Source organism: Rhizobium sp. CNPSo 3670 (assembly GCF_057784555.1).
On the sequence record NZ_JBXSOL010000041.1, the window covers coordinates 18,900 to 33,143 of the forward strand.

The 14,244-nt window shown below is 60.4% G+C and carries 10 protein-coding genes and 1 pseudogene; 7 read left to right on the plus strand and 4 right to left on the minus strand.

The features are described 5' to 3' along the window. Positions 1-55: 55 nt before the first annotated feature. The 4 genes from AC13QO_RS26740 (at position 56) to AC13QO_RS26755 (ending at position 6,199) form a co-directional block, all read left to right on the plus strand. Positions 56-364 carry a hypothetical protein gene (locus AC13QO_RS26740; RefSeq protein WP_488542384.1) on the plus strand — a complete coding sequence of 103 codons (309 nt, stop codon included), beginning with the start codon at positions 56-58 and terminating at the stop codon, positions 362-364. A 375-nt stretch (positions 365-739) separates the two neighbouring features. After that, positions 740-1,501, plus strand: coding sequence for an ImuA family protein (locus AC13QO_RS26745; RefSeq protein WP_488542385.1), 762 nt, complete (start codon positions 740-742; stop codon positions 1,499-1,501). Further along, a complete protein-coding gene (locus AC13QO_RS26750; RefSeq protein ID WP_488542386.1) occupies positions 1,422-2,936 on the plus strand; it encodes a Y-family DNA polymerase in 1,515 nt (504 codons plus the stop codon). The genes AC13QO_RS26745 and AC13QO_RS26750 overlap by 80 nt, the downstream gene beginning before the upstream one ends. Beyond that, positions 2,936-6,199 carry an error-prone DNA polymerase gene (locus tag AC13QO_RS26755; protein ID WP_488542391.1) on the plus strand — a complete coding sequence of 1,088 codons (3,264 nt, stop codon included), beginning with the start codon at positions 2,936-2,938 and terminating at the stop codon, positions 6,197-6,199. Before AC13QO_RS26750 ends, AC13QO_RS26755 begins: the two co-directional genes overlap by 1 nt. A 139-nt stretch (positions 6,200-6,338) precedes the next feature. Here the strand turns inward: AC13QO_RS26755 and AC13QO_RS26760 are convergent, their stop codons facing one another. From AC13QO_RS26760 to AC13QO_RS26770, 3 genes are all read right to left on the minus strand, one after another. After that, entirely contained in the window at positions 6,339-9,188 is a 2,850-nt protein-coding gene (locus AC13QO_RS26760; protein ID WP_488542387.1) for an ATP-binding protein, read from the minus strand. 96 nt (positions 9,189-9,284) lie between these two features. Beyond that, a complete protein-coding gene (locus AC13QO_RS26765) occupies positions 9,285-9,692 on the minus strand; it encodes an Ohr family peroxiredoxin (RefSeq protein ID WP_488542388.1) in 408 nt (135 codons plus the stop codon). A 53-nt stretch (positions 9,693-9,745) separates the two neighbouring features. Then, positions 9,746-11,053, minus strand: a complete 1,308-nt coding sequence (locus AC13QO_RS26770) for an epoxide hydrolase family protein (RefSeq protein WP_285191790.1) — start codon at positions 11,051-11,053, stop codon at positions 9,746-9,748. Between the two features lie 228 nt (positions 11,054-11,281). Here AC13QO_RS26770 and AC13QO_RS26775 point away from each other — a divergent pair, with 228 nt between their 5' ends. The 3 genes from AC13QO_RS26775 to AC13QO_RS26785 all read left to right on the plus strand — a co-directional run bounded on the left by AC13QO_RS26775 (position 11,282) and on the right by AC13QO_RS26785 (position 13,748). Next, on the plus strand, positions 11,282-11,677 hold the full coding sequence (locus tag AC13QO_RS26775) for an Ohr family peroxiredoxin (RefSeq protein WP_285191791.1): 396 nt from the start codon (positions 11,282-11,284) through the stop codon (positions 11,675-11,677). A gap of 66 nt (positions 11,678-11,743) precedes the next feature. Continuing rightward, the gene (locus tag AC13QO_RS26780) at positions 11,744-12,775 is read left to right on the plus strand and encodes a DUF3095 family protein (RefSeq protein WP_488542389.1); all 1,032 of its coding nucleotides are present in this window, start codon (positions 11,744-11,746) and stop codon (positions 12,773-12,775) included. 82 nt (positions 12,776-12,857) lie between these two features. Continuing rightward, the gene (locus AC13QO_RS26785) at positions 12,858-13,748 is read left to right on the plus strand and encodes a DMT family transporter (RefSeq protein ID WP_488542390.1); all 891 of its coding nucleotides are present in this window, start codon (positions 12,858-12,860) and stop codon (positions 13,746-13,748) included. 50 nt (positions 13,749-13,798) lie between these two features. On the opposite strand, the pseudogene AC13QO_RS26790 reads toward AC13QO_RS26785, so the two are convergent. Next, positions 13,799-14,035: pseudogene (locus AC13QO_RS26790) on the minus strand (alpha/beta fold hydrolase); the annotation flags it as partial. Between the last annotated feature and the right edge of the window lie 209 nt (positions 14,036-14,244).

Below are 14,244 nucleotides of genomic sequence, written 5' to 3' on the forward strand. Positions count from 1 at the left end.
CTCCTCGCTTCTTCAGGCGTTTGATCGATAACCCTAGCGAAGTGGAGATTGACCTATGGCCGAAGACAGCACCACGACCATCACAGCAGTTTTCGAAACGCGTGTGACTGCCGACCTTGCGGTGGAACATCTCGTCCAGCAGCATGGCATTGCCCGACCGGACATCTTCGTCCAGTCGGCCTCCGCGATGAATACCGCCGGCTCTGCTCCCTCCGGCGGGGACGCCTCTCATGATGGTAGTGCGCGCAGCGATGCTCCGCTTGAAGGAGAGATCGAAGTTTCCGTCGATATCAATTCCAGCATGATCCCCGCGGTTCAGCGGACGTTCGGTGACGTTGGCGCGATCCGGGTTTCCGGACGCTGATCTCTAGCGTTTTGAGCCGTCACCATCCGTTCCCCCCGGCCCTGCATCGGTCGCATTCTGTCGACGCCACGTTCGCGGTCGATCCAGCGCATGACGGGTGTGACCGCAATTCCATGGGCGACGACGGAGATGGCTTGTCATGAAGACCGGCGCCCACAGGCTTTCAACCTGGATCCAGCCGGCGAGCTCCTGTCGCGTCATGCGAAAAAATTCCCATTCCTGCCATCAAATTGAATCCCTTCGCGGATTTCTTCGATGGCCACTCTCGCGCAACTTCCACGCGCCACATGCGCATTGACTCATTTCCGCTTTGAGAACAAATAAAGAACGCAGTTCACCATCTCAAGCCGAAAACGGGTTGCCGTAAAGGAGATCATGACCATAGCCGTCGCCACTTCGAACGCCGTTCTCGACGAGTTGCGCGAGAAAATCGCCAGCCTGGAAGGGAGCGGTCTGCGCAATCGCACAGTCCTGCCGTTCGGCGTCGGCGAGATTGATGCGCAGCTGCCGGGCGGTGGCCTCACTTCTGGGGCATTGCATGAGGTGGCTGGCGGCGGCAATGGCGCGATTGACGGGGCTGCTGCTGCCCTCTTCATCGGCGGCATCGCTGCCCGCACCACCGGCAAGGTTGTCTGGTGCCTGACGCGCTTTGATCTCTTCTTTCCCGCACTCGCCCAGGTGGGGCTTCATCCGGACCGCGTTATCTTCGTTGAGTGCGACAAGGAAGAGACGGTGCTCGCAAGCTTCGAGGAGGCGCTGCGCTATGGCGGGCTTGGCGCGGTCGTTGCCGAACTGGTGCGCCTGCCGATGACAGCCTCACGCCGGCTGCAGTTGGCGGCTGAAAAGTCTGGCACGCTGGGCCTGGTGATCCGGCGCTGGCGGCGCCAGACGGAAGCTTCTGACTTCGGCATGCCGACGGCGGCCGCAACGCGCTGGCGGATCTCGGTACTGCCCTCCGAGCCGCTGCCGGTTCCAGGCGTCGGTCGGGCGCGCTGGTTGGCGGAACTGATGCGGGTGAGAGCAGGAGAGGGAGGCGAATTCGTTATCGGAGCATGTGATGGCCAGGGTCGTATCTGTCTTTCTTCCGACACTGCCAACCGACCGGATCAGACGAGCCGATCCTTCGCTATCGGTTGAAACACCGCTGGTGATCGTCGCCAGAAGCGGTTCGAAGCGCTGGATTGCGGCGGCCGACCAGGCAGCAATCAAGCTCGGCCTTCGTGTCGGCATGCCGGCCGCCAAGGCGCGGGCCCTGATCCACGGACTGATGATGATCGATGCCGATCCGGCGGCGGATTTGGCCACCCTCGAACGGCTGGCGCTCTGGGCCTTGTCGCAATATTCTCCTGTGGTCGCCATGGATCCTCCTGACGGTATCGTCATGGATACGGAAGGCGCCGACCATCTGCAGGGTGGCGAGGAGCTGATGCTCTCCGGTCTCGTCAACCGCTTCCGCGGGAGGGGTCTTTCAGCGCGAGCGGCGATCGCCGACACCTGGGGTGCGGCGCATGCGCTCGCTCGGTCCACCGGTCGAGAGACTGTTATCGTCCCGCGCGGAGCGACCCCCAAGGCTGTGAATCGTTTGCCGCTGTCGTCGCTGCGGCTGCCGGCCGAAATCGTTGCAAGTCTCAGCACTCTCGGCTTTGCCACTGTCGGCGATCTCGCCGCCACGCCGAGGGCGCCGCTGACGCTACGCTTCGGCCCGGAGGTGGGACGGCGACTCGACCAGATGTTCGGCCGCCTCGCCGAGCCGATCGATCCAATCCGCCCGGCTGATATCGTTGAGGTCCAAAAATCCTTTGCCGAACCGATCGGCGCACCGGAGACGATTGAGAAATACATCAACCGCCTGGTGCGGCAGCTCTGTCAGGCGCTCGAGAAGCGGGGACTTGGTGTGCGGCGCGTCGACCTCATCGTCCAGCGCGTCGACAATACGCTTCAGTCGCTCCGGGCAGGTACGGCCAAACCTGTCCGCGATATCGCCTGGCTCACGAAACTCTTCCGCGATCGCATCGAGAGGATCGAGCCCGGCTTCGGCATCGAGAAGCTGAGCCTGGCGGCCGTCATCGCCGAGCCGCTCGTCGAAGTGCAGTCGGCCTCCTCGCTGATCGAAGAGCAGGTGACCGACGTGACGCCGCTGATCGATGTGCTTGGCAACCGCGGCGGCCAGCGGATTTTCCGAGTCGCACCGGTGGCAAGCGACGTCCCGGAGCGCAGTGTCCAGCGGATCGCGCCGACGGCTGACGAAATCGGCACCACCTGGCCGCTCCACTGGCCGCGGCCGGCGCGGCTTCTGGCCCATCCTGAATTGATCGAGGTGATCGCGCTTCTGCCCGATCATCCGCCGGTCTCCTTTACGTGGCGCGGCAAGCGGCGCCGGGTGAAGCGCGCAGACGGGCCGGAGCGGATTTTTGGCGAATGGTGGCAGCGCAGCTCCGAGTGGATCGCCGTTCGCGACTACTTCGTCATCGAGGATGATACCGGCGAACGCTTCTGGGTCTTTCGTTCCGGCGATGGCGTCGACGAGGACACCGGATCGCACAAATGGTTCCTGCATGGGGTGTTTGCCTGATGCGCTACGCCGAACTCCAGGTGACAACGCACTTCTCCTTCCTCCGCGGTGCAAGCTCGGCCGACGAGCTGTTCGCCACCGCCAAGCTCATGGGCCTCGAAGCCCTCGGCGTCGTCGACCGCAACAGCCTCGCCGGCATCGTCCGGGCGCTGGAGGCATCGCGCGCCACCGACATGCGGTTGGTCGTCGGTTGCCGGCTCGATCTGGCCGATGGCATGTCGATCCTCGTCTATCCCACAGATCGCGCCGCTTATTCGCGGCTGACGCGGTTGCTGACCTTGGGCAAGGGCCGCGGCGGGAAGGCGAATTGTATCCTGCAACTCGATGATGTCGCGCTCTATGCCGAAGGGCTGATCGGCATCCTCGTGCCCGGGATGCCGGACGACACCTGTGCCGTGCAGCTCAGGAAGATGGCGGAAGTCTTTGGCGATCGTGCCTATGTCTCGCTCTGCCTGCGCCGGCGCCCCAACGATCAACTGCGGCTGCATGGCCTGTCGAACCTGGCGGTCAAGTATCGGGTGAAGACCGTCGTCACCAATGACGTGCTGTTTCATGAGCCCGGCCGGCGCCAGCTTCAGGATGTCGTCACCTGCATTCGGACCGGAACCACCATTGACGATGTCGGCTTCGAGCGCGAGCGGCATGCCGACCGATATCTGAAGCCGCCGGAAGAGATGGCGCGTCTGTTTCAACGCTATCCGGAGGCGGTGGCGCGAACGGTGGAGATCGTCGAGCGCTGCACATTCTCACTCGAGGAGCTGGTCTATCAGTATCCGGAGGAAGCGCTAATTCCCGGCATGACCGCCCGGCAGTCACTGGAGCATTATACCTGGGAAGGCGTCAGGACGCGCTATCCCGAAGGTCTGCCGACGCATGTCGAAAAGACCATCCGCCACGAGCTCGCTCTCATCGAGACGATGGAATACGCCCCCTATTTTTTGACGGTGTTCTCGATCGTCCGTTATGCCCGGTCGCAGGGCATTCTCTGCCAGGGCAGGGGATCGGCCGCCAATTCCGCCGTCTGCTATGTGCTCGGGATCACCTCGATCGATCCCGAGACCAACGATCTCCTCTTCGAGCGCTTTGTCAGCCAAGAACGCGACGAGCCGCCCGATATCGATGTCGACTTCGAACACGAACGGCGGGAGGAGGTCATTCAGTGGATATACAAGACCTACGGCCACGACAAGGCGGCGCTTTGCTCCACTGTCACGCGCTATCGCGCCAAGGGCGCCATCCGCGATGTCGGCAAGGCGCTGGGCCTGCCCGAGGACCTGATCAAAGCGCTCTCCTCTGGCATCTGGTCCTGGTCGGAGACCGTCGGCGAGCGGCAGGTACGCGACCTTGGTTTCAATCCGGAGGACCGGCGTCTCGCATTGACGCTCAGGCTTGCCCAGCAGCTGATGGGAGCGCCGCGGCATCTCGGTCAGCATCCGGGCGGGTTCGTCCTCACCCATGACAGGCTCGATCATCTCGTACCGATCGAACCGGCGGCGATGGTCGACCGCCAGGTGATTGAGTGGGACAAGGATGACGTCGAAGCGCTCAAAATGATGAAGGTCGACGTGCTCGCGCTCGGCATGCTGACATGCATGGCAAAGGCTTTCGCCCTGATCCATGAGTACAAGCACCAGGATTTCGACCTTGCCACCATTCCGCAGGAGGATTCGGCGACCTATGCGATGATCCGCAAGGCCGACACGCTTGGGACGTTTCAGATCGAATCCCGAGCTCAGATGTCCATGCTGCCGCGCATGAAGCCGCGGACCTTCTACGATCTCGTCATCCAGGTGGCAATCGTCCGCCCCGGGCCGATCCAGGGGGACATGGTGCACCCCTATCTCCGCCGGCGGGAAGGCAAGGAGAAGGTCGAATATCCGACACCTGAACTGGAGGCGGTCCTTCATAAAACCCTCGGCGTGCCGCTGTTTCAGGAGTCTGCGATGAAGGTAGCGATGGTCTGTGCTGGGTTCACCGGTGGCGAGGCCGACCAGCTCAGGAAATCCATGGCGACCTTCAAGTTCACGGGTGGTGTCTCACGCTTCAAGGACAAGCTGGTCACGGGGATGATCCGGAACGGCTACACGCCTGAATTCGCCGAGAAGACATTCAGCCAACTTGAAGGCTTCGGCTCCTACGGTTTCCCGGAAAGCCATGCGGCGTCCTTCGCACTCATCGCTTATGCCTCCAATTATGTGAAATGCCATTTCCCTGATGTCTTCTGTGCGGCGCTTCTGAACTCGCAGCCGATGGGTTTCTATGCCCCGGCCCAGATCGTCCGCGATGCCCGCGAGCATGGGGTCGACGTCCGTCCCGTCTGCGTTAACCGCTCGCGCTGGGACTGCACGTTGGAGCCGATCAAGGGCAGCGACCGCCATGCGGTGCGGCTCGGCATGCGGCTGGTGCGCGGATTGGCAACAGCCGATGCGGCGCGCATCGTCGCTGCCCGCGCCGATGAACCCTTCGCCGCGGTCGATGACGTGTGGCGGCGATCCGGCGTGCCGGTCGCCTCGCTGGTCGAGCTCGCCGAAGCCGATGCCTTTTTGCCGTCACTGTGCCTCGAGCGCCGTGATGCGCTTTGGGCGATCAAGGCACTGCGCGACCAACCGCTGCCGCTGTTTACGGCCGCGGCGGAACGCGAGGCGTGGGCGGTTGCCGAGCAGCAGGAGCCGGAAGTCGAACTCAGGCAGATGACCGACGGTCACAACGTCGTCGAGGATTATAGCCATATCGGCCTGACGCTCCGGCCGCATCCGTTGAGATTCCTGCGGGCCGACCTGGCCAAACGCCGGATCGTCACCTGTGCGCAGGCGATGACGGCGCGCGACGGACAATGGCTGATGGCTGCCGGTCTGATGCTGGTGCGCCAGCGGCCAGGTTCGGCCAAGGGCGTGATGTTCGTCACCATCGAGGACGAAACCGGCATTGCCAATGTCGTCGTCTGGCCAAAGCTCTTCGAGCGGTCGCGCCGCGTGGTGCTCGGCGCCAGCATGATGGCGATCAACGGCAAGATACAGCGGGAAGGGGAGGTGGTTCACCTCGTCGCCCAGCAGCTCTTCGATCTCTCGGCCGACCTGTCGGGGCTTGCCGGGCGTGACGGATCGTTTCATCCGCCGACCGGCCGCGGCGACGAGTTCGCTCATGGTTCGCCCGGCAGCCCGGATTCGCGTGAAAAGGCGCCGCCCGGCGTCCGGGCGAGGGATATGTTCGTGCCAGATCTTCATATCGATACGCTGAAGATCAAGAGCCGGAATTTTCAGTGATGCTGAGGCCGGACGACTAGTTCTGCGGTTGCAATCTGTTCAAGGCGAAGGATGGGAACGAGCGTCTTAATTGGGCCGAAAGCAGCCGTTAGCTGTTAGCTGCCACACCGGAGTTCCAACGGAAGAGGGTGATGGATGGCTATTGAAGCGAGGCTCGGGCCAGTAGCTCTTCGGCCACCTTTAGGTCGATGGTATTGCGGCCTTCGGTAAACTTGTTGATGACGGGCTGAAGGATCGCAACGGCTTCCACCTTATTTCCGTATTCCATCTCAAGTGCGGCGAGATCGCACGAAGCTCGCAATTCCCATCCGCGCGCACCCATCTTTCGACTTGCATGAATGGCTCCTGCGATGGAGGTGCGCGCCTCATCCGAAGAGGGATTATTTCGCAGAAGGGTACCCTTCATGCGCAGAAGCTCTGGGCTATAACAGAAGTCTCCATTGGTTTGGACCGATTGGATGGCCTTGTCGACGCGCTCCAAGCCTTCCTCGACCTTGCCCAACGCAGCTAATCCCTTGATCAGCGAGAGTTCTAACATAGTGGTAAAGACTTCATATGTTGACCCATGGAGCCTTTCGATACAGCGACGGATGATATCGACGCCACCGTCGGGATCGCCCCGGCGGATCGCGACTTCTCCTTCGAATCCTCTAGCGACCGACACGTACGGCGACAGGGAATGCAGCCCAGCCCGGGAAATTAGCCAATTTATGTACTCCTGCGCGCTCGCCAGGTCGCCCCGCCAGAGGAATACCGCGATACCCCCGAGTAGCGCGATACAGAGGGTTAGCGAATGGTCCGCGGCTGCAGCCTCCTTTATTGTCTGCCGCGCCATGGATTCGGCTCGGTCAGGAAGGCCCTGCAGCCAAAGGTTTCTCGCTAGGATGCCGCCTGCTAGCCCGCGACCCTGGAAGCCGACATAGCTCCCGGGTGCCCGGCTTGGGAGTGGATCGACCGACAACGAGGCCTCCAGCTCCAGCTTTGCTTTACCGATTTCACCGCTGAAATGCAGCGAATTGCCGAGAAAGAAGTGCCCAAGTGAAATGGCCGAAGGCTCGTCGGTTGCCTCAGCGACAGATGAACAGCGATAGGCACACTGTAGCGCCGATTTAAAATCTCCCGTTCGGAGGTAAAACATGTTCAATGGTCCAAGAACCTTTAGCTGATCGACCGCATCTCCGCGTCTTTCGGCTATTTCGAGGCTCCTGGTGAGGGGAGGAAGCGTGTCACGACCGCCGCGAAGATACATGCGGGAGATGCCGCGGCCAGCCTGAAGATGCATCTCCTCACGGGTTTCCTCATGGTTGTCGCCCATTGCAGAAAGGGCGCGCTCGGACCAGCGCTCGCATTCGGGAAAGAGCGACATCGCCTGAAATACGGGAACTGCCGCAGCGGCGAGACTGATGCCTATGTCGGCGTTGCCGTTGTCGCCGAACGCCCATTCCAAGGCTGCCCGGACGTTGTTGATGCCGAGGAAATACGGCAGTCGCTCGGGCCCGTTCGAGAGCGTTGGCCAATCCGGACCGAACTGCTCCAACCAACGCCGGTAGTATGCCGCGTGACTCGCCGCCAGCTCGGCGCGATCGTCTTCGGTCTGTCCATGTAGCGCGTAGGCGCGGGTGGTATCCAGCAATCGATATCGCATCATCGCGCCGAACGAGGTCGCGCTGAGGAGCGACTTTGCAACGAGACTATCGATGGCACCAAAGAGTGCAGGTCGATCAAGGGAAGGTGTGGCGATCACCTCCCACGCGGCATCGAGCGTGAAATCGCCAACGAAGATCGACAGTCTTCGTAGAACGGTGCGTTCGAGTTCCGACAGCAGCCCGAAGCTCCAGTCGAGGGTTGCCTGCAACGTTTTCTGACGAGGCGGCGCGTTGCGTGAACCGACCCACGCTAAGGCAAGATGCTGATCAAGCAGGGCCGCCGTCTGGGAAAGTCCGTATGTCTCGACCCGCCTTGCGGCCAGCTCCAGCGCAAGTGCCATGCCGTCAAGCTTACGGCAGATTGCTGCAATGATAAGGGCGTCCTCGTTACTTGCTGCGAAGGCAGCCCCGCTCGCGGCGATGCGTTCGACGAACAGTTGGGAGGCGGGGTAGGAGAGGATGGCTTCGGCAGTGATGCCCGGCTCGTCTGGAGCGCAGGCCAATGTTTCAAGTTTGTAGATGCTTTCGCCTTCGATCCTAAGCGCTTCGCGGCTCGTGACGAGGATGCGTACCTGTGGCGCGGCGTCGATTATACTCGCCGCGAGGTCTGCCACGGTATCGACCACGTGTTCGCAGGTATCGAACACGAGAAGGATGCGCTTGTCACGAAGATAGGCGAGCAGGCTGGGACGCACGTCGTCGGAGCCGACCGGTATTCCGAGCATCGACGCGAGGGCCGGCGAAACGAGGTTTGGATCGCTTATCGTTCCAAAATCGGCAAGTACCGCGGCTCCATCGAACGCCGCCGCCAAATGATTGGCCAATGCAATCGCGACCGTGGTTTTGCCGACGCCTCCGCCTCCGACGATGGAAACCACCGGATACCTCGACAGCCGGTCCGAGAGGTCAAGAATATCACCGTCGCGCCCGACCATGCGTTCCAAACGGTGGGGAAGATTGGCATGCCTGAATTTTACGGCGTCATGACCGGGGGCCTGTGCAGGGGCCGAGCCTTTGATCGGTGCAACGAAGCAGTAGCCGCGGCCGGGGATCGTGGTGATGTAACGGGCCCCATTCTGCCCGTCGCCGAGCGCCTTGCGCAACCCGGTCATGTGGAAGCGCAGGTTTCCCTCTTCAACAACAACGTCCGGCCAAACCCGTGACATCAGCTCATGCTTGCTCAAAAGGGTATTGGGAGCGGACACAAGCGCGATCAAAAGGTCCAGAGCACGTGCACCAAGATCGACAGGAACTCCTTCTTTCACAAGAAGGCGCTGGCCCACATTCAGACAAAAGGGGCCGAAGCACAGCTCACCTGCCGCATCGCCTGTCGCCGGCGTCATTTCATCCCCTCTAATCACCCCACCGCGCCTCTTTATACTCCAACGCCTTCTTCGCTGCCATTGCGGCCCAACATTCGGTTTACCCACCCCGTGCACTCAGACGAGATTGTAAAAGGCATTGATGTTCCCGCGCGTCGCTCGGCAGTATGGACACTCAAGCCGAGCCGCTTCAATCAAACGCGATGCGATGTCGCGATCCAGTCCCGGGAGGTAGATATCGAGGCGGACACCGACGACATATCCCTGATCGTCCGACGATAAATCCACATCGGCATATATCCTGACGTCGGAATGGAGCTTAACTCGCCTGAGGTCGGCGACATGTTTCAGCGAACTTGCGAAACTCGCGGACCAGGCAATCGCGACAAGCTGCTCCGGGTTCGTGCCCAGCCGATTGCCGGCAGGATTTGAAAGTCTAATGTCGAGAGCGCCGTCCGAGCTGCGCGCGAAGCCGTTCTCTCGGCTGCCAATTGTCTCTGTCCTGGCAGTATGCACATGTTGCATGATCGTACCCCGGTGAAGGAGGGAGGCGCGCGCATATGCACGCGCCGAACAGGTCAGCTAGCTTTGCGCAGGCTTCGCAACCCGGTCCGAACCTCGTCTGTGAAGAGCCTCGGCTGTTCCCAAGCTGCGAAATGCCCGCCCTTTGCCACCTTGTTGTAGTGGATGAGATTGGGGTAAGCGGCCTCAGCCCAGGTTCGGGGCGTTACGAACAACTCCTCCGGGAAGACACTCAACGCGACTGGTACTTTGATGCCCTTGGGCGAAAAGAAAGGAATCTTGTTCTCCCAATAGAGACGAGCGGCCGAAACACCCGTGTTCGTCAGCCAGAACAGCGTCACGTTGTCGAGCACGTCGTCGGGCGACAAACCCTCAGGTTGGCCATCAAAGGAGCGGGAGATCATCTCCAGGCTCCGTGCGTCGTGGTCGAGCATGAAGGTTGCAAGACCCATGGGCGAATCCGTCAATGCCACTAGGGTTTGTGGCCGTGTGCCCATTTCGAAGGCGTAGTAGACGTGCTTGTAGAAGAATGCGAGCTGTTCGTAGGTCGCCTTCTCCTCGTCAGACAGGCCTGCAGGAACTGGACGGCCGGCGAAAGCCGCCTGGTCGATCTCCGGAGGAACCGTCTCAGGGAAGTTCGTATGGATCCCGAGCAATTCCGGCGGAGCCTGCACGGCGATCTGATTGGTTACAATTCCACCCCAATCGCCTCCCTGTGCGGCAAACCGATCATAGCCGAGCCGCCGCATCAAGGTGATCCATGCGCTCGCAATACGCTCCGGACCCCAGCCGGTCGCTTCCGGCTTCCCGGAGAACCCGAAACCGGGCATCGACGGAATGACGACGTGGAAGGCGTCAGAGGCATCACCACCATAGGCAGTCGGGTCGGTCAGCGGCTCGATGATCTTCAGTTGCTCGACGATCGATCCAGGCCAGCCATGAGTGATGATGATCGGCATGGCATCCTGGTGCTTCGAGCGGACATGGATGAAATGGATATCCAGCCCATCGATTTCGGTGAGGAAGTTCGGATAGCTGTTGATCCGCGCCTCCACCTTCCGCCAGTCATACTTCGTCTGCCAATGCTGGAGGACCTGCTTGATCGTCTTGAGCGGCACGCCCTGCGAGAAGTCGTCGACCGTTTCCTTTTCAGGCAGCCGGGTGTGTACAAGCCGATAACGCAGATCATCAAGATCAGCTTCTGGAATGTCGACCCGGAACGGACGGATTGCTTCGGGATCGGTCGATGCAATTGAACGCTTAGGAAACGCGTTTGCGATAGCGAGTGCGGCGATGCCGGTCGCGGTGGCACCCAAAAGTCGGCGTCGATCCAGGTCGATAACTTCGGTTCTGGTGGTGGTCATGGTCTCTCTCCTCGAGAATTGCGGTTGAGAGTCTGCACCGTTGTGCTGCCCTAAAAACTACGCCGAGCCGCCCCGATGCTCACGTTAGGCGTTGTTAATCCTTGTTTGTTGGAGAGTGGCGGCAATCAACGTCTAACAACGACTAACGTGCGATTCTGGACGTGCGGCAGTACCTCTGTTGGCAGCACAACGGGTGCAGACACTCAACCAACACAGAGGAGTTTCGCCATGACACACAAGGTCCTTTTCACCGGTAAGACCCACAACACGAATGGTCACGAAGGCGGCGCGCGCAGTAGCGATGGTCACCTCGACATCAAGATGAAGCAGCCGCATCCAGCAGCAGAAAATCTGTTCGGTGCGGCTTGGTCGGCCTGCTACATGGGCGCTATCGAATATGCTGCATCGCAGAAGCACATCAAGCTTCCGGAAGGTCTCGCGGTTGACGCCGAGATCGACCTGAATCTCGAGGATGGTTCGTTCTTCCTCCGTGCCCGCCTCAACGTAAGTGTTCCCGGCGTCGATCCTGCGGTCGCAACGGCGCTGCTGGATGACGCCCACAACATCTGCCCGTACTCCAAAGCGACGCACGGCAACGTAGATGTTGTGACGACCCTCATCTGAACCGAAGCCCGGCTGGCCAGCCACCATGGTAGGCCAGCCGGCTGGCTTTAAAGGTAGGAGGCTTCAATGCACGAGACATTGCGACAAGTCGAGGCGAGCGGCGATTTTGCCGAACTACTGGATACGACGATCTACATGCCGCTACCGAACGACTGGGTGGTCGGGATCACCGACGTCGTCGATTCAACCTCGGCTATCGCCCGAGGCCATTACAAGGATGTCAACTACGCGGGCGCTTCGGCCATAGCAGCGCTAGGCAACGCCCTTGGCAACTTCGACTTCCCATTCGTGTTTCGCGGTGACGGCGCGGCATTTGCCTTCGATCCCGGCGCAAAGGAAACCGCGATTGGCGTCCTTCGTCGGGTCGCCGGTTATGCTCGCGATCAGTTGCACCTCAACCTCAGGACCGGCCTCATGACAGTGGCTGATATACGCGCTGCCGGACGGGACGTGAAAGTCTCGCACTTCGCCGCATCAGAAACAGCTACCTATGCCATGTTTGCCGGTGGAGGACTGAACTGGGCTGATCCGGAGATCAAAGCAGGAAATTTCGCGCTTTCGCCTTGTGAGGAATACTCAGCGCCTGACTTGAATGGATTGACCTGCGAGTGGGCACCAATCCCAAGTCAACGAGGTGATATCCTCTCGCTTCTTGTGGAGCCACAGGATCATACGATGCCTGATGCGTTCACCATGTTGGCAAGACAAATACTTGCTGTGCTCGGTGTAGCGGATGGCTCGTCGCGCCCTGTTCCCGGCGACGTCGCGATCACCAGCGATGTTGCTGACTACCTCGGTGGCAAGGGATGGACCGATGTCGTTTTGAATTCGGACTACAGACGGTACGACGATGTCCTTCGCCTGACTCTTGACTGTACGCCCGAGCAGATCAAGAACGTCGAAGCGCTCCTGGCGTCGGCATTCGATCGGGGCGAAGCCTACTTCGGACTGCACCGCCAATCTCACGCGTTGATGACCTGCCTCGTCCCAGCCGGTGCTCGTGGGTCCCATCTTCACTTCCTGGACGGTATGGGCGGTGGCTATACCGCCGCGGCCTCACAGCTGGAAGCACAAAAGCTTACACATCGGGCGCGCTGAAGAGAGCATCAAAAGTCGGCGTTAGATGCCAAAAATCCGAAGATTTACAACAACCAACGTTTCTCGAACATCAGAGATATTCATGACCCTTGACCGTTCCGCTCCCGCCATTTTTGTATTTCTCTGGTCAACTGGCTGGATCATTGCGAAGTACGCGGCTCTTCACTCCGAACCGTTCTCGTTCCTCACGATCCGTTACGTGCTTTCGGCGGCCGCCTTTTGCGCTATCTGCCTTGCCATAAGGGCTAAATGGCCCAGTGGCGCATTGGCGTGGCGGGCGGTCTATTCGGGCGCTTTCCTGCACGGCCTCTATCTTGGCGGTGTCTGGTGGGCGGTGGCGCACGGCGTACCGGCCGGCATCTCCGGCATCATTGCCGCCATGCAGCCACTTCTCACGGCACTGGCGGCCAGCCTACTCATTGGCGAACGGCTGCGCCCTTCACAGACGGCGGGTCTGGCACTCGGCTTCGTCGGCATCGCCGTCGCCATTTCACCGAAGCTCCTTCAACCAGGTACGTCCGATCTCCTTCATGCCGGTATTCCGCTCGCCGTTAATTTGGTAGCAATGTTCGCTGTCACCTACGGAACGATTTATCAGAAGAAGCATCTTCAAAATGGCGATCTGACCGCAATCGCGACGTTGCAATATCTTGGTGCACTGGCGTTGACCGCCCCCTTCGCGCTGGCCTTCGAGACCTTCCGCTTCGATGGCGCTCTCGAAACCTACGTCGCTCTTGCCTGGTCAGTATTCGGGATATCGGTTGGGGGTATTGCGCTGCTTCTTTATTTGATCCGCCGAGGTCAGGTTTCGCGCGCTGCATCCTTGATCTATCTCTGCCCGCCTACGGTAGCGGTCCAGGCCTTTATCGCATTCGGCGAGCCCCTTAGCCCTCCACTGATCGTTGGCACGGTGATAGTGGCTGCTGGGGTTTACCTTACCAATCGGAAGGCACCTCGAGCCGTGAAGGCATGAGCTATTCCGTCGGCGCGCAGCGGCTGTCGGTCGCTGCGCGCAGAGAATGGTCAGCTAGCTTTCCGCAGACTTCGCAACCCAGTCCGAACCTCGTCCGTGAAGAGCTTCGGCTGTTCCCAGGTTGCGAAATGTCCGCCCTTGGAGAGTCTGTTATAGCGGATGAGGTTAGGGTAGGCGGCTTCCGCCCACGATCTCGGTGTTACGAACAGTTCGTCGGGGAAGACACTCAACGCGACAGGCACTTTGATCACCTTGGGCGAAAAGAAAGGAATCTTGTTTTCCCAATGCCGGCCATCCACGTGGTGGCTGGCGCCGAGGCCGGCGTCCGAAGTGAGCCGTTGTTCGCGGAGCCTCGTGGACGCCGTGTTGCAAGGATGTTCACGTTCTGGGCTAAGATGATCGCATACCTCCTCCGGAGGAGATTATGTCGGCACCGTCGCCAGCGTATGCCGCACGAGGCAAATCGCGTGGCTCGCTGGTTCAATCCTTTCAAGAC

Excerpts from the sequence above, each read along its gene's own strand:
- AC13QO_RS26745 (WP_488542385.1), top strand. The coding sequence starts at position 740 with ATGACCATAGCCGTCGCCACTTCGAACGCCGTTCTCGACGAGTTGCGC.
- AC13QO_RS26780 (WP_488542389.1), top strand. The coding sequence starts at position 11,744 with ATGCACGAGACATTGCGACAAGTCGAGGCGAGCGGCGATTTTGCCGAA.
- AC13QO_RS26785 (WP_488542390.1), top strand. The coding sequence starts at position 12,858 with ATGACCCTTGACCGTTCCGCTCCCGCCATTTTTGTATTTCTCTGGTCA.
- AC13QO_RS26760 (WP_488542387.1), bottom strand. The coding sequence starts at position 9,188 with ATGACGCCGGCGACAGGCGATGCGGCAGGTGAGCTGTGCTTCGGCCCC.
- AC13QO_RS26775 (WP_285191791.1), top strand. The coding sequence starts at position 11,282 with ATGACACACAAGGTCCTTTTCACCGGTAAGACCCACAACACGAATGGT.
- AC13QO_RS26765 (WP_488542388.1), bottom strand. The coding sequence starts at position 9,692 with ATGCAACATGTGCATACTGCCAGGACAGAGACAATTGGCAGCCGAGAG.
- AC13QO_RS26770 (WP_285191790.1), bottom strand. The coding sequence starts at position 11,053 with ATGACCACCACCAGAACCGAAGTTATCGACCTGGATCGACGCCGACTT.
- AC13QO_RS26755 (WP_488542391.1), top strand. The coding sequence starts at position 2,936 with ATGCGCTACGCCGAACTCCAGGTGACAACGCACTTCTCCTTCCTCCGC.
- AC13QO_RS26740 (WP_488542384.1), top strand. The coding sequence starts at position 56 with ATGGCCGAAGACAGCACCACGACCATCACAGCAGTTTTCGAAACGCGT.
- AC13QO_RS26750 (WP_488542386.1), top strand. The coding sequence starts at position 1,422 with ATGGCCAGGGTCGTATCTGTCTTTCTTCCGACACTGCCAACCGACCGG.